The sequence below is a fragment of the Paenibacillus peoriae genome (genome assembly GCF_022531965.1).
GTDB lineage: Bacteria > Bacillota > Bacilli > Paenibacillales > Paenibacillaceae > Paenibacillus > Paenibacillus polymyxa_D.
This window is the reverse complement of sequence record NZ_CP092831.1, coordinates 5,668,444-5,683,925: the sequence shown is the minus strand read 5'-3', so window position 1 is coordinate 5,683,925 and position 15,482 is coordinate 5,668,444. Positions and strand designations below refer to the sequence as shown.

Below are 15,482 nucleotides of genomic sequence, written 5' to 3'. Positions count from 1 at the left end.
TCATGTAGTGTGTGCAAAAACCCAACAGAATCGAGGGATATTCGTGCCCATTGGAAAGATGATTCAATACAAGGAAATGCGACAACATCCCATTTTACGTTCTCACTTGCCCGAAACCCGCTGGATCAGTAATGCAAGGACTTTACGGATGCTGGATACCTATCGCACAGTCTTCATCAAGCCTAATTATGGGAGTGGAGGGACTGGCATCATACGTGCGAAAAAGCTGGGGAGGAAATATGAGGTTCGTTGTGGCTCCAGTCGCAGAATCGTTAGATCTCACGCCGTAAGAAGAGCAGTTAGAACCTATCGAAGACCTCATCGCCGTTATTTGGTACAGCAAGGACTTAAGTTAGCCAAGTACAAAGGTTCGATTTTTGATGCCAGAGTGTATATGCAGAAGCCGGAATCGGAATGGGTCATTTCAGGAATAACCGGCCGTGTCGCTGCACCTCGAAAAGTCGTTACCAACTATCGGAAGGGAGGACATGCGGCGCCGTTGTCCAAAGTGCTTTTAAGGGTCTTTAAAAATGACAGAACAAAAATGAAAGAGATTCTGGACCAGGTCACCGAGCTTTCTAGAATCATTGCCGACACGATAGATAAAAATCATCCGGTTCGCGAGTTGGGCATCGATCTTGCTATTGAGAAGAGCGGCCAAATTTGGATTATCGAGGCCAATCCGCATCCCGGACATATGTTGTTCAGGCAGCTCCCCAATCACAAGATGATTCGCAACATCTTGAGAAACAAACGTCGTATACATCATTAGGATAAAGTTTGTGAAATCATTCATGGATAAGAAAAGGAGGAGAACGCCCAAGCCAAGGTGCGGGAGCGTTCTCCGTTTTTTTTGGTAAATGACTGACAGATTTAGGACGAAGCTTTTATGTTAAAATGTGTCCGCCATCCACATGAAGGACTGTTCCGGTCACAAACTGATTTTGAATCAAATAAAGTACGCCTCGTGCAACATCCTCCGCAAGTCCAACTCGCTTCACAGGGAGCTTATGCGCGACCGTATCATAGAATTGATTGCGTGTATTTTCAGGCATTTTGCTACGGGAAGGTGTGTCAATAATGCCGGGTGAGACGACATTCACGCGGATGGGAGCAAGCTCTAACGCCAAGGTTTGACCAAGATTCGCAACGGCTGCATTCACAGCACCGAGCGCAGAGGAGCCGATCATCGGCTTGTAAGCCACCACTCCTGAAAATAAGGTAATGGAACCCTCGGCTGAGAGTTGGGAAGCCCCGTATTTAGCTGCATAATACTGTCCCCAAAATTTGTTTTCGAATAGCTTGCGGGCTTGATCTGTCTCCGACTGAAGGAATGCCCCACCTGATGTTTCTGCCGCGCTAACGATAAGATGATCATAGGGGCCGACTTTTTCGAAGAAAGATTTTACCTGCTGCTCATCTGACGTGTCCAGCACATGTATTACAGCACGAGGGCCCAGCATTTCCTTGGCCTTGTGCAATTTATCCTCCGAGCGGCTGGCGATTACCACTTCCGCTCCAAGCGAAATGACTTGCTTAGCTGTTTCTAAACCAATACCTGAGCTTCCACCAATAATGACAATCTTTTGGTTTTGCAAATGGATTCCCTCCTAGTATTCATCTGGATTTGTTAATCATGTAATACGGCTTGTAGATGTGTATCAAGATCAGCAATAAATTTAGGTATATTTGGATTTTTAATAACATCGTAGCATGCAAAGCTTTTCAAGGGCTTCATACCGAGAAATGTATGCGCAGAATGCAAATGACGGAGTGCAGCTTCTAGACTAGCCCCATTAAAAAATTGAGTTGGATCATTAAAAGCTTTTTCCGGAGCATTCCAAGTTGTGGAGAACATATATTTCTTGTCGGTTAATAAACCGCCGCTTCCATATTCATGAGCACCTGTGAAGAATACACCGTAAGCATAGACTTCATCCATATAAGTCTTTAATAATCCAGGAACGCTGAACCAATAGATGGGGGTTTGGTAAATGACTACATCTGCCCATAAAAATTTTTCTTGTTCTTCGCTGGGGGTATAGCCATCTTGAACAGACGTTGTTTTGATTTTGTTCTCTTCACTTAAGAGACGCACCATATTGTCCATCAATGTTTGGTTCAATTTCCCTTCAGACGAATCATATTTTTGATGACCGTTAATGATTAGTATATTTTTCATCTCTTCACCTCCTTGTATTAGAGAAAACGTTAGTTGCTACAGCGATATTGTATATGTAGTAAGTTTATTTAGGGAAGTAGTGGTATTTAATTCATATAGTTTCCCTAAAGGAACTATTGTGATATCATTGGATTTAACAGATAATTTTTGGGGGAGTTCCTATGCACGACCAAGAACCTATTGAATTGACCAAAGGAATACCCGGCAAGCCGTGCCCTATTGCCCAAACACTTGATTTGATCGGAACGAAATGGACTTTTTTAATCATTCGTGACCTTCTTATCGAAGGAACACTGAGATTCAGCCAACTTCAGAAGTCCATGAAGGGGATTAGTCCCAAAACGCTTTCCCTACGCCTGAAAGAGCTTGAAGATAACGGTCTGTTAGAGAGAAAGGTATATGCCGAGGTTCCCCCGCGTGTTGAATATTCGTTAACGGAAAAAGGGAAGCGACTTGAAGGTGTTTTTATTGAGCTGAAGAGATTTGGCTTAGATTTAAAAGCAGATCATTGAGGGATATGAACTGCAACATTCCAAGGTATCGTTGAGCTGAACGATGCCTATTTCTTATATTCTAAAAAAGAAAACGTTTGCCAAAAAGTTCACAGAAAGTTCACTTATGTGGAGGTTTCGACTATTTATATAATTACCAAGGTACACAGAAGGGATGATGGAATTGCCAACGACGAAGAAAGAAGATTTTTACTTTGGTTTCATGATGTGCTTGGGGATGGTCGTATTCATGACATTTTATAATCTATATACAAAAGACTTGATTGGCACAATCTCTCTAAAAGTAATGGTTTTTCAATTTATTTTATGTTTTATCATTGCTTTCGTATTGGAACTATTTATTGTCGGTCCATTAGCAAAGAAAATAGCCTTCTCATTACCATACGATAAATCCAAAAAGGTATTTGTGATTCTGTCCCTTTCATGCTGTATGGTCATTGGAATGGTTCTCTGTATGTCACTTTATGGATTGGGGACAGCTTACTTTTTTAATGGTCTTTCGGGAGATTCATTATTTAAAAATTACTTATCTTTAGTTTTTAAGAATTTTATTTTTGCTTTCCCTCTGCAGCTCTTAATTGTAGGGCCGCTTGTTCGGTACTTATTTGCTAAATTCGTGAAAGGTACACGAATTGCGGTATCTTTAAGCTAAAACGTAGTTTAACGACGGTATACGATAGCTCAAAAGCCGCCTTCTGTCTGAGAAGGCGGCTTGTTTTTACTCAGAAGTCCCAATATCTTTACAGTGTTTGTCCGCTGTCTACCGTAATAATCTGGCCTGTCATGGCTTCCTGTTCCAAAGCAGAGCAGATCATGCTGGCGATATCTTCGGGCGTGGAAATGCGCTGTAGGAGTAAATGAGGAGCCAATGTTTTCATTTGCTCTTCCCTGCCTGACCACCATCTTGTCGCTACAGCTCCCGGCACGATGCAATTGACGCGAATATCCGGCGCAAGTGCCCGTGCTAAAGATTTGGTCAGCCCGTGGACGGCCGCTTTGGATACCGCATAGGGAAGCGAAGAACCTAGCCCTGTTTGCCCTGCTATACTTCCCAGATTGACGATAGCTCCTTGTTTACTACGCTTCATAAAAGGAGCTACGGCTCTGGCACAGTAAAACATGCCTTTTACATTTACATCAAATAGATCATCCCATACCTCTTCCGTGGCTGCCTCCAGATCATCCATCGGAATGTGATGTGTAATGCTAGCGTTATTCACGAGTATATTAATCGTACCGAATTGCTGGACAATCTGGTCAACCATAGTTCGAACTTCCTGATCTCGGGAAACATCTGCCTGTAATGCGATAGCACGTCCGCCCTTTTCAAGGATCATACGTACAGTTTCCTCTGCATCGTTTTTAGAGCGGGAATAGTTTACGACTACCGTAGCTTTTCGATCTGCCAAGGCCATACACACGGCTCTCCCAATTCCTGTACCTCCACCTGTAACCAATGCTACTTTTTGATGTAAATCCATGTAAATTCGCTCCTTCTCCATCCAGTTCATTTGCGTCTGAAAAATAATACGATCTGATATGTATCATTGTAGAGGAGGTATTGTATTCTGTATAATTGAATTAAATGAATTTATAATTCAATAAAATTGAATCAATTGTTTATACAGGAGTCTGATAATGGACATTAAAACACTCAAAACATTTCAAATGATTGTGAATTACGGAAGTTTTATGCGTGCAGCGGAAGAGTTGAATTATGCACAATCTACCGTGACGATGCAAATACAGAAGCTGGAGTCCGATATGGGAATTCAACTGATCGAACGGGGCAAGAAAATAAAGTTAACTGAAGCGGGCAGGATGTTTTACGAGCAAAGTCTACATATTGTAAAGGATATGGAGCAATTGCAGGAAAATATGGACAATCTGCAAAGAGGGACCGCAGGCGACATTCGTATAGGAGTGACCGAACCGACTGCCAGTTATCGACTACCAGGAATTTTAAAACGTTTCTTAACCCATTATCCGAACATTCGGGTTTCTGTTGAGTTTGGAAATACCCCTACCTTAAGCGAGCGTATTCTCAAGGGGGATATTGACTTAGCGCTGTGTTCCACACCAGATTTGGGCACAGAGCTATATTTTGAGCCTTTATTTAGGGAGAAATTTGTAGTTTTAATGCCTGAAAATCACCCGCTTGCGGAAAAAGAAAACATTGGGCCGGAGGATTTACAGGGGCAGCGGTTGCTTATTACGTCGGCTACTTGTCCCTATCGTCGCAAACTTGAAATGGTCATGAAGGAATATGGAATAACCACGTTAAATACGATGGAAATTGGCAGCATGACGGCTCTGAAATTTTATGTGGAAAGCGATTTAGGGATTGCACTTGTGCCACAACTTCTGGTCAGTTCTGTCCCGGCAGGAACAGCGGTGAGGGAATTAAGCGGTAGCATGATCGATATGACCTTCGGCCTTTCTTGCAAAGCAACAGACTATCCGCTAAAGCCGGCAGGTTCAAGGCTATATTCTGTGTTGAAAGAGGAGCTTGGGAATGGTTCTCGGTGCATTGAGCTAGGGTAACGAGTATGCAGGGAAGTGTGTTATCTGTCACCGTACGATGTAAATGCAGTACGGTATAAAACCGACTGCAATACGCAGTCGGTTCGGTTTGTTTACTTTTTCTTAATCGGAATCCAAACTTCACTTCGGTAGTCTTCAGCATGTGAATCTCCCATAGTATACACTTCCAGTTCCGGCCCGCCTGAATGCTCATAATTACTGGCAGGGAACCATTCTTGGAAAATTCTTTGCCATACCTTTTGGATCGACTGAGGCATAGGGCCGATGGATGTAAACACTGCCCAGGTTGAAGCCGGAATGGTTCTGGATTCCAGCCCATTTGCGGTCGCTACATCCTCGCTGCCTTCTGCGGCAATTAGGTACGTGAATTTTTCTTCCCCATGCTTGAAATCCAAACAAATACCGAGTATATCGTCGCCTGTTCCCGAGGCATGAATCCGATCTGATGTACCATCCGCATTCAGTTCGTTCCAGAATTTTGGGATTTCTCGAAGATTATCGCCGTTCTTAGTGGTGACTTGAATGGACTTGCCAATGACCGTAAAGGCCGCTTTCTCTACAATTTTGTAATCCATTTCCTGATCTCCCTTCAACGATAGATGGAAGGTGATGCGTGGAAAGGCTTTCAGGTTCACCCCAGGGCTTCTGGCCTCAGAGGGAGAAATACCGTGTATCTTTCGGAACGCTTTAGAGAAAGATTCGGGGGAATCATATCCGTATTTGAACGCTACATCCAGCACCTTGGCGGAAGAAAGACTCAATTCCTGAGCAGCCAAGGTCAATCGACGTTTGCGCACATATTCTGCTACCGTGAAGCCAGTTAGCATATGAAACATTCGCTGAAAATGAAAAGGAGACGAATAGGCTGCCTTTGCAATTTCATCGATATCGAGTGGCTGCTGCATTCTCTCTTCCATCAGATCCAGTGCGTTCTTGATCCGAAGCAACCATTCCAACCGCATCACCTCCTTGGTTGTAATCATATCATTAGGAGTATCTGTAATCCTGTCTTTGCGTGCTCTTGTTGAACAGGAAAAACAATGTGCCTGCCCCCTTGTGTTCATAATTAAAATTTGGGACAATGAAAGAGGCGTTTAAATAGCGCAGATTGCTTAAACATGCTATGATGCAATGATCGTTGAGACGAGTCGTGATGGCTAGGGTTTATATATAGAAATACGAATTTGATTGTTTTGAAAAGAGGATCGAACATGAAAAAAGAATCCATTTATGGATTAACGCTAGATCAATTGACAGCATGGCTCATCGAGCATGGGCATAAGAAATCCCGGGCATTGCAGGTATGGGACGCATTGTACCGGAAGCGGGTTACTGATTTTGCAGCGATGGCAGAGGTTCATGAGGATTGTACACGCCTGTTGGCAGAGCACTTTTCCATTGAAACACTTGAAGAACACGTGAAGCAACAGTCAGCAGACGGGACGGTCAAGTTCTTGTTCCGGCTTCAGGATGGTAATTTGATTGAGACGGTATTGATGCGGCATAAGTTTGGCTTATCCGTATGTGTGACTACACAGGTAGGATGTAATATTGGATGTAGCTTCTGTGCGAGCGGATTGTTGAAGAAGAGCCGCGACCTATCCAGTGGTGAGATTGTAGAGCAAATTATGAAGGTCCAGCTGTATCTGGATCAGGAACGCCCGGGCGACCAGGTCAGTCATGTTGTTGTGATGGGAATTGGCGAACCGTTTGATAACTTCGTGAACCTGTCCGATTTCATTCGGGTGATTAAGGATCACAAAGGGCTAGCGATTGGGCCGCGGCATATTACCGTTTCCACAAGCGGATTGGCTGATAAAATCATTGAATTTGCAGATTCAGACCTCCATGTCAATCTGGCGATCTCCCTCCACGCCCCGAATAATGAGATTCGTACTCGTATTATGAAGATCAACCGGGCGATTCCGATTGAGAAACTCATGCAGGCCATTGATTATTATTTGGACAAAACAAATCGTCGAATTACGCTGGAGTACATCTTGCTGAAGGATGTTAATGACGGTAAGGAGCATGCGCTCGAACTGGCTGAGCTGGTGGGCCATCGTCGTAATCTGGCCAATGTCAACCTCATTCCGTACAATCCAGTGGATGAGCATAGCCAATACCAGCGGAGTGAGTCGGAGTCGATTACGGGCTTCTATGATGTGCTGAAGAAACAAGGTATTAGCTGTAGTGTTCGGCTGGAGCATGGAGTCGATATTGACGCAGCCTGCGGACAGCTACGCAGCAAACAAATCCGCAAGGATGCCAAGGGTAGCCGCAATACGGAGCGCGAAGCCATTAGTTAAATACACAAGCGTACTCTCTAACAGGAGTACGCTTTTTTATATCACGAGCCGTAGGGCGAAATGTTACCCAGAAATGTGAAAATAGTCACGTAATAGTTGCTGCTTTTACGTTATAGTGAGTGGTTAGTGGAGGGGTTATATGGCTAACGTAATTTCGAATGTGGCGCTCGTTCCGGGCATTTATGTGATGAAAATAGAGGGAAAGTTTAAAGGGAACATGGGGCAGTTTTACATGCTGCGCAGCGGGACAGGTTACCCACTGCTGCCCAGACCCATCAGCATTTATGATATCGGGGAAGAGAGTATTTCCTTTTTGTATCGGGTTGTTGGAGAGGGGACAAATTTGTTTTCCCAATTACAGCCTGGTCAGGAAATTCAGTTAGAAGGACCTTTCGGAAACGGTTTTCCGCAGGTAGAGGGCAGTTTGGCTTTAATCGGCGGTGGCATGGGTACAGCTCCGTTGCTGTTGGCTGCAAAGTATTACCCGCATGCGCATGTTTATCTAGGGTTTGCACAGCAAGCCTTCGGGGTTGAAGCGTTCGAAGCTGTGGCGGCATCTGTACAGGTCAAGGTAGGGGGAAGTATCGTCGAACAGATCGATCCGACGCTCTATGCAAATATGTTTTCCTGCGGGCCAACTCCGATGTTACAAGCACTCGCTATAAAAACGGTGGATACGTCGTCCCGCTTATATATTTCAACTGAAAGACACATGGCCTGTGGTATTGGCGCATGTTTGGGCTGTACGATGCGTACCCGTGGAGGCAATCGGAGGGTATGTAAAGAAGGGCCTGTATTCCCGGTGGAGGAGGTGGAGTTCGATGATCTCCATGGCGTGTAATATTGCGGGTGTACCGTTCAAGAACCCGATCATCATGGCTTCCGGTACGTTTGGATTCGGACGAGAGTATGCGGAATTTTATTCTCCTGAATTATTGGGCGGCATCGTCGGCAAGGGACTAACCCTGCATCCGAAGGCTGGTAATACGGGATCACGAATACATGAGACAGCATCCGGCATGCTCAATAGTGTGGGGCTGGAGAATCCGGGTGTTGCCGCCTTTTTGAAGGATGAACTGGATGACATGACTCACTGGAACACGGCTGTTATTGCCAACGTGGGCGGTTCCAATCTGGAGGAATATGTTCAGGCCGTAGCGATGATTACGGAAAATGCACAAAAGCGTCGCACGATGAACCGCAGAGGCGTTGATATGCTGGAATTGAACATTTCATGTCCCAACGTGAAGCAGGGTGGAATGCAATTTGGTATCCAGACGGAGGTAGCGCGGGAGGTTGTGCGTCAGGTGCGCAATGTGACGGCACTTCCGTTGGTTGTCAAGCTGTCTCCCAACGCAGAGAATATCACGCAGATGGCGGTTATGTGCGAGGAAGAAGGCGCAGACGGAGTTTCGTTGATCAATACATTTTCTGCGATGAAAATTGATATACGTCGGCGTCGTAGTGTTTTTGCCAATACGTATGCGGGTCTTTCCGGCCCGGCAATTAAGCCGATTGCTTTGCGTATGGTTCACCAGGTGGCACAGGCGGTGTCGATTCCGGTGATCGGGATGGGCGGGATTAGCTCAGTGGAAGATATTATTGAATTCACCATGGCAGGGGCCGCTGCCATTCAGGTAGGAACGTACAATTTTGTCCATTTACATGCAGGGGCCGAGCTGGTACATGGCCTTGAACAATGGATGCAGCGGGAAAAGGTGCAGTCATTGGATGAGATACGGGGAATTTTGTGAATTTGGAACCATTTTGCATACACTAATTCATATGAGGATTTTGCAAAATCCTGATATAAAGCCGGCTTGTCTTTTAAAGACAAGTCGGTTTTATTTATTTTACTGAAGTAGCCAAGCTTCAACTAGGTGTTAATATCGCATTTGCTCAAGATGAACGAAATTTGCCTTTCCAGCCGATGAATGGTTTGCGAAATAAGAAGGAAATTGTCAAACGATGTCGAATAACAAGGGATTATAGGGAAAGAAATAGGCTCTTATTCCTAATGGAGAGCTTAACAAAAAAGCTAGGTGATGGGGTTGCGGTCAAAAAGTAAATCGAAACCGAGACGACAATTCAAAGTTTCGCTACAATTCATGATTATTATTTTGGTTGTTTTAGTTATCATTATTTCCTTAATTATATCCTTGCTTCTCATTCGTAATTTTGTGATTAACAAGCATTTTGATAATACGAAGGAAAAACTTTCGGGTGTTGCCAAGATGGTTGCCAGTGACAACGATGTTATTCGTAATGTCGAGCAGGGAATTCCTGTGAAGCAGATTCAAGACTACTCGCTTGGAGTCATGCATAACGTTAATGTGGATTTTGTTGTCATTCTGAACCACGATTTAATTCGGCTATCTCATCCGAATGCAACGATGGTTGGCAAACCGTTCTCTGATTTGAATGATGCCAGAAGAGCGCTATCGGGTCAGGGACATTTTTCTGAGAATATAGGTATTTTGGGCAAAGGTTACCGATATTTTACGCCGATATTTAATCAACAGCATGAGGTCATTGGCATTGTATGTGTAGGGCTGACCATGAGAACCCTAAATCATGATTTGATGCAGGCGCAGTATACCATTTTTGGGGGGCTGATGCTGGGGCTCTTTAGTGGAGTTCTGGGCGCGATCATTCTGGCTCAGAAAATCAAAACCATTTTATTTGGGCTTGAGCCGCAAGAGATAGCAACACGATTGCGCGAAAAAGAAATTATTGTAAATGAGGTCGCTGAAGGAATTATAGCCATTTCGGCTGACAAGAAAATTATGCTTATGAACAAAGAAGCTCAGGCCAAGTATCAACTGGCAAACCAAGAAATGAAGGCCCCGATTGGCGAGCAGCTAGATACCAACTTTTATAACGTGCTTTTCAAGAGAGTGTTCGATGATAAAAGGAAAATCAAGGATCGCTCATTTTATGTGAATGGTATAGAGGTCATTGCGACAGTAACCCCTATATATATTGAAAATGAGTTTTTTGGGGCAGTTGCAACGCTGCGCGACCAATCCGAGATGATCCATCTCAGCAACCAGTTAAGTGGTACAAAATATTATATTAACTCCCTTCGCGGACAGACCCATGAATTTATGAACAAAATGCACGTAATATCCGGGTTGATTGAGATGAGGAAATATGCGGAGGTCAGTCAATATATTCAGCAGCTAAATCACCGGTATCAAGATGAGGTAGGCTTTCTGACTGAGAGAATTAAAGTTCCGGCATTAGCAGGTTTTATTATGGGTAAAATCAACGAAGCACGCGAACAGAATATTTCGGTTCTTCTTGCAGAAAGCTCGGATGTCTCTAATGTGGAGATGCAGGATATCGTTCATGATGTCATACACATCCTGGGCAATTTTTTTGACAACGCCATAGATTCCATCTTACAAAAAAAAGAACCCGGCAAAATTGAACTGAAATTGAACTATGAGAGTGAGGGAAATGTATTCATTTTGGAAGTGAAAGATAATGGGCTGGGGATTGATTTTGAGATGCAAAAGAGAATATTCGAGCATGGTTTTTCAACCAAAGGAGAAGACAGAGGCTACGGCTTGAATCTGGTTAAAACCATGGTGGAAAATCATCAAGGAATCATTGAGCTTGATAGCCAACCGGGTCTGGGAACAAGTATATATGTAGAGTTGCCCTGTACATTGGAGGTGACAAATGAATGAAAGTTCTAATTGTTGAGGATGATCCGATGGTTGCTGAGCTCAATCAACAGTTTATCGAGCGCATGGACAATTTGGATGTTGTATGTAAGGCAGATACCGTCAAGAAAGCACAGGACTGTCTTCAAAAATGGTCACCGGATCTGGTATTACTGGACGTTTATTTACCTGGAAAAAGCGGATTAACTTTATTATCTCATATGCAGGAGCATCAATATCATGCTTCAGTTATTTTAATTACGGCTGCAAAAGATATTCAGACGGTGAAGGAAGCTGTTTTTTATGGTGTTGCAGACTATTTAATTAAACCCTTTACATTCGAACGCTTTAGACTGGCTGTTGAGAAAATCCAGCGTCTGGCCACAGTGATGGAGGAAGGGAACGGAATTAATCAAGCTGTTATTGACCATTATTTTAATAAAGAAGAGCATACGGGTGTGGAAAAGAAAAAACCTGTTGAACATCCACCGCATAATGTATCGAAAAACCTGTCTAAAAATTTGTCCAAACTGACCATGACCACAATACTGAAGAGTATTCAAGAGCTGGACGGACCCTTCTCAGTTGAAACGTTAGCTAGAGAAGTGGACTTGTCCCGTATCACGGTCAAAAAATATATTCAGTTCCTGGTGGACGATGGATTTCTCGTTGAATCGATAGAATACCACAAGGTTGGCAGACCGCTAATGCTCTATCAGTTGAATCCTGATATAAAAGAACCGCCATTTCCATTGTAATCTGGAAATAGCGGTTCTTTTTTTGTTCAACAAGAGTACCGAGCTTCCTAATTATTTCATAGAGAGGACAGGAAGTGGGACCAGGTTATCCGAAGAATGAGTTGTAACGATATCATGGAAGTTGTCGTAGCTAGTTTCAATCATGTTGGATAACGCCGTAACGGTATTCGAGCCAGCATGAGGCGTTACCAAAACTCTTGGATACAGCTCCACAAGCTTCTGGATCGTTGGGTCCGGGAGCATTTGCCATGGTTCAAACGCTTTGAAAAATAGTTCTTCCTCTTTAGGGAAGACATCTGTCCCAAATCCCTCCAAATGATTACTGAGTAAAGCGTCTAGAATGGCTTGATTATCTTGTAATTCTCCACGTGAGGTATTGATGAGGATAGATCCCTTTTTCATTTTTGCTAAAAAGCCAGCATTAATCATTTGGTCGTTCTGTCCCGGCAGATAAGGAACATGCACACTAACAACATCGCTCTCTGCCAGTAGCTCATCCAAGGTTGTGAATGGAATGACTTCCTTGGCTGCGTCGGATTGGTATACATCAAAGCCGATAACAGAAGCTCCTAATCCTTTAAACAATTTAGCCTCTGTCAGACCAATGCGTCCAACCCCGATAATCCCAACTTTACAGTTATGGATCTCTTTGCTGAATGTATGCTCATCCACAATAAAATTTTTGAAAGAGCTTTTGGTAGTCATATAAGCGGTGTGGCGGAACAGCATCATAGCCAAAGTTAAGGAGAGCTCGGCGATGGCATTCGGAGAGTAGGATGGCACGCGTGCCACCTTCATTCCGAATTCGCTGCAGGCATCCAAATCAATGTGGTTGATTCCGACTGTTCTGGTGAAAACATATCGAATGCCGTATTCATTGAATTTTGTGATATTTTCCCGATTGGCAGCACAGTTTCCTCTTAGCAAAACGGCATCGTGATGCTGTGCCAATTCTGCATTGCTGGTGGTTAACAACTCTTCTACCAGCGTTAGTTGGAAGTTATATTTATTGAGATCCTGGAAATAGGGTTTCTCATAAGAACGGACACCATAGCAAATGATTTTTAACATGTTGTTTTCCCCCTGATTTAGAAAATTCCAATTTTATCAATGACATTGAGCGTAACGATCCACACTGGAATCATGACGACAGAAGTAATAGTTGATAGAAGCGATGCATTGGAGGTCAATATGGCTTCCTTATCAAAACTGATGGCATAGGCTGCGGCTACGGTAGCTGTAGGAGTAGCCATCATGATGACAATAGTAGCTAAAGCGACCGAATCGACTGACAGAATATGAGATACAGTCAACAAAGCCAGCAAGACGATGTTAACAATAGGTACAAGCCAAACCTTAACGATGCTGTAATACCAAGAGGTCTTATCCGTAGCTGCCGTCTTGAAGCTGATCTCCCCTAATGTCGAGCCAATCGATAACCAGGCTAACGGAGAAGCTAGTCCAGCAAGGTAGGTCATGGGCTTGAACAGCCAGACAGCGGTTTGATCAATTCTTAGAAAGGCGAACTGCTGAATGGCCCCATCCTCTGTAGCTACACTCATCTGTGGCAAATAACCTTGAAATAACCAAACAAACAGGCCTAGAAACGTGGCGATAACGATGGGATTTAAAAACATGGTTTTGAGATTTTTAAGCTCCATTTTTAAGCCGCTCATTTTGATATAGCCGTAGGAGTATAAGAAAATGCGGTACCCTATATTAAAAATGGAACTGTACATCACTCCGGTAGGACCATAAATGGCTCCTACAATTGGAATTCCGAAGAAAGTAGTAGAACCGAAAATGGTTAACACCCGCAAAACATCCTGTTTATCCTTGTTGTAGCTGAGGAAGAACGGTTTAGAAATAAAGATGAGAATAATATAAATTAGAACTCCCCATATTAAAACATTCATTCCTTGTTTTAACATTGTAGGATTAATATCCTGCATGAAAGAATTAAAGGCTAGTGCTGGTAGAGCGACGGTTAGAACAACCTTGGATAACATCTTTCCTACTGCTGCGTTAAAAATCCCCTTTTTGCGGCAAAAGAAACCAAGAAGAATAATAAAAACGGTGGAAGCGATAGAGCTGACAATTTTGTTATCTGTTAAGGTCGCGGTAATCATTTCTAGTAAAGACATAAATAAAACCCTCTCTTGTACCTTTTTTCACATATATGACGATGCAGAATGTGACGATGCAATGCCATGATCTTTTGGCCAAAGTGTTGGTTTGCACCTTTATAGTAAAATGACTTTGTGAAAAAAAGAACAATATCTAATTAATTTAACTTATGAAACTAATTTAAAAAATTTATACGTTACATCAGATAGCAAATGAAACGAGAGGGGGCGTCTTCACTTCACAAAATGATTATTTCTTGGCTTTGTGAATGCTCATCAACATCCGTGCTATAATGTAAATCATTAAACCCTACTTGATTGGTGGGTTAAATAGAAAAGACGAGCAGGAGGGGCCGCATGAATCCGATACAACATATACTGAACGAATTTCAGCTGATCGTGCTGGATGGCGCAATGGCGACCGAGCTGGAGCGTCATGGACATGATCTGAACGATAGCTTATGGTCAGCTAAAATCCTCCATGAGCATCCGGAGTCGATCAAGCGTGTACATAGGGATTATTTTGAGGCTGGGGCAGACTGTGCGATTACTGCGAGCTATCAGGCTACCGTTGAAGGCTATGTTAAACGAGGCTTAAGCGAAGCTGAGGCGCTGGAACTGATTCAATTATCGGTGCGGATTGCTGTGCAGGCACGAGATGAGTTTTGGGCTGACGTGACGGCTACTGCAAGTCAGCGACATCGTCCCAAGCCGCTAGTTGCGGCCTCCGTCGGCCCTTACGGGGCGTTTTTGGCAGATGGATCAGAGTATCGCGGCGATTACAAGCTGAGCGAGGAACAGCTTGTGGAGTTTCACAGGCCGCGTATGAAAGCTCTGATTGAGGCGGGTGCAGATATTTTAGCTTGTGAAACGATACCCTGTCTGGTTGAAGCCAAGGCCATCGCCCGATTGCTGAAGGAATTCCCTGGTACGTATGCCTGGATCAGCTTTAGCGCAAAGGATGGGCAGCATATCAGCAATGGTGAGTCTGCCGCTGCATGTGCTGAGTGGCTGAATGGGCATGAGCAAGTGGCTGCTGTAGGAATCAATTGCACTTTGCCGAAATTCGTTCCATCGCTTATTCACGAAATACGCAGCCACACGGATAAGCCTGTGGTGGTATATCCCAATCTGGGAGAGGAATATGACCCGGTCACCAAGACATGGCACGGTAGCACTTGTACAGAGACGTTCGGACAAAGTGCCCGCCAATGGTATGAAGCGGGAGCTCGTCTGATTGGTGGTTGTTGCCGGACTCAGCCGCAGGATATTGAGGAAATAGCTTCATGGACGAGAGATGTATAAACGGGGATAAGCGTTAAGCGTAGTGTAGGGATAAAGGTTATCTATAAGAGGGTAACTCGATGGTCCGAAAAAACA

The 15,482-nt window shown here is 43.8% G+C and carries 16 protein-coding genes; 10 read left to right on the top strand and 6 right to left on the bottom strand.

Annotation, left to right across the window (positions count from 1 at the left end; all coding sequences use genetic code 11):
- The first annotated feature begins 43 nt into the window (after positions 1 to 43).
- Positions 44 to 772, top strand: coding sequence for a YheC/YheD family protein (locus tag MLD56_RS25195; protein ID WP_029518831.1), 729 nt, complete (start codon positions 44 to 46; stop codon positions 770 to 772).
- Positions 773 to 887: 115 nt separating this feature from the next.
- Here the strand turns inward: MLD56_RS25195 and MLD56_RS25190 are convergent, their stop codons facing one another.
- A complete protein-coding gene (locus tag MLD56_RS25190; RefSeq protein ID WP_241113447.1) occupies positions 888 to 1,598 on the bottom strand; it encodes an SDR family oxidoreductase in 711 nt (236 codons plus the stop codon).
- Positions 1,599 to 1,630: 32 nt separating this feature from the next.
- Positions 1,631 to 2,182 (bottom strand): NAD(P)H-dependent oxidoreductase, encoded by a 552-nt coding sequence (locus MLD56_RS25185; protein ID WP_029518828.1) that lies wholly within the window; start codon positions 2,180 to 2,182, stop codon positions 1,631 to 1,633.
- A gap of 161 nt (positions 2,183 to 2,343) precedes the next feature.
- Between MLD56_RS25185 and MLD56_RS25180 the strand changes: the two genes are divergently transcribed.
- Positions 2,344 to 2,694, top strand: coding sequence for a winged helix-turn-helix transcriptional regulator (locus MLD56_RS25180; protein ID WP_029518827.1), 351 nt, complete (start codon positions 2,344 to 2,346; stop codon positions 2,692 to 2,694).
- Positions 2,695 to 2,857: 163 nt separating this feature from the next.
- A complete protein-coding gene (locus MLD56_RS25175) occupies positions 2,858 to 3,346 on the top strand; it encodes a DUF2798 domain-containing protein (RefSeq protein WP_029518826.1) in 489 nt (162 codons plus the stop codon).
- An 88-nt stretch (positions 3,347 to 3,434) separates the two neighbouring features.
- On the opposite strand, the gene MLD56_RS25170 is transcribed toward MLD56_RS25175, so the two are convergent.
- The gene (locus MLD56_RS25170; protein ID WP_029518825.1) at positions 3,435 to 4,175 is read right to left on the bottom strand and encodes an SDR family NAD(P)-dependent oxidoreductase; all 741 of its coding nucleotides are present in this window, start codon (positions 4,173 to 4,175) and stop codon (positions 3,435 to 3,437) included.
- A gap of 157 nt (positions 4,176 to 4,332) precedes the next feature.
- Here MLD56_RS25170 and MLD56_RS25165 point away from each other — a divergent pair, with 157 nt between their 5' ends.
- Complete coding sequence (locus MLD56_RS25165; RefSeq protein WP_029518824.1) at positions 4,333 to 5,238, top strand: LysR family transcriptional regulator; 906 nt, start codon at positions 4,333 to 4,335, stop codon at positions 5,236 to 5,238.
- A gap of 92 nt (positions 5,239 to 5,330) precedes the next feature.
- On the opposite strand, the gene MLD56_RS25160 is transcribed toward MLD56_RS25165, so the two are convergent.
- Positions 5,331 to 6,200 carry an AraC family transcriptional regulator gene (locus MLD56_RS25160; RefSeq protein WP_049817051.1) on the bottom strand — a complete coding sequence of 290 codons (870 nt, stop codon included), beginning with the start codon at positions 6,198 to 6,200 and terminating at the stop codon, positions 5,331 to 5,333.
- A 249-nt stretch (positions 6,201 to 6,449) separates the two neighbouring features.
- Between MLD56_RS25160 and rlmN the strand changes: the two genes are divergently transcribed.
- The 5 genes from rlmN (at position 6,450) to MLD56_RS25135 (ending at position 11,976) form a co-directional block, all read left to right on the top strand.
- Positions 6,450 to 7,547, top strand: coding sequence for a dual-specificity RNA methyltransferase RlmN (rlmN, locus tag MLD56_RS25155; RefSeq protein WP_029518822.1), 1,098 nt, complete (start codon positions 6,450 to 6,452; stop codon positions 7,545 to 7,547).
- Between the two features lie 139 nt (positions 7,548 to 7,686).
- Positions 7,687 to 8,388 (top strand): dihydroorotate dehydrogenase electron transfer subunit, encoded by a 702-nt coding sequence (locus MLD56_RS25150; protein WP_029518821.1) that lies wholly within the window; start codon positions 7,687 to 7,689, stop codon positions 8,386 to 8,388.
- Entirely contained in the window at positions 8,369 to 9,301 is a 933-nt protein-coding gene (locus MLD56_RS25145) for a dihydroorotate dehydrogenase (RefSeq protein WP_025719854.1), read from the top strand. The genes MLD56_RS25150 and MLD56_RS25145 overlap by 20 nt, the downstream gene beginning before the upstream one ends.
- A 291-nt stretch (positions 9,302 to 9,592) precedes the next feature.
- Positions 9,593 to 11,242, top strand: coding sequence for an ATP-binding protein (locus tag MLD56_RS25140; protein WP_241113446.1), 1,650 nt, complete (start codon positions 9,593 to 9,595; stop codon positions 11,240 to 11,242).
- On the top strand, positions 11,239 to 11,976 hold the full coding sequence (locus MLD56_RS25135; RefSeq protein ID WP_029518819.1) for a response regulator: 738 nt from the start codon (positions 11,239 to 11,241) through the stop codon (positions 11,974 to 11,976). The genes MLD56_RS25140 and MLD56_RS25135 overlap by 4 nt, the downstream gene beginning before the upstream one ends.
- Before the next feature lie 51 nt (positions 11,977 to 12,027).
- Here MLD56_RS25135 and MLD56_RS25130 read toward each other — a convergent pair whose 3' ends face one another.
- Together MLD56_RS25130 and MLD56_RS25125 are read right to left on the bottom strand one after the other, a co-directional pair.
- Positions 12,028 to 13,047 carry a 2-hydroxyacid dehydrogenase gene (locus MLD56_RS25130; RefSeq protein ID WP_029518818.1) on the bottom strand — a complete coding sequence of 340 codons (1,020 nt, stop codon included), beginning with the start codon at positions 13,045 to 13,047 and terminating at the stop codon, positions 12,028 to 12,030.
- Between the two features lie 17 nt (positions 13,048 to 13,064).
- Positions 13,065 to 14,120, bottom strand: a complete 1,056-nt coding sequence (locus MLD56_RS25125) for an AEC family transporter (protein ID WP_029518817.1) — start codon at positions 14,118 to 14,120, stop codon at positions 13,065 to 13,067.
- Between the two features lie 339 nt (positions 14,121 to 14,459).
- Between MLD56_RS25125 and mmuM the strand changes: the two genes are divergently transcribed.
- Complete coding sequence (gene mmuM / locus MLD56_RS25120) at positions 14,460 to 15,407, top strand: homocysteine S-methyltransferase (protein WP_029518816.1); 948 nt, start codon at positions 14,460 to 14,462, stop codon at positions 15,405 to 15,407.
- Positions 15,408 to 15,482: the final 75 nt, after the last annotated feature.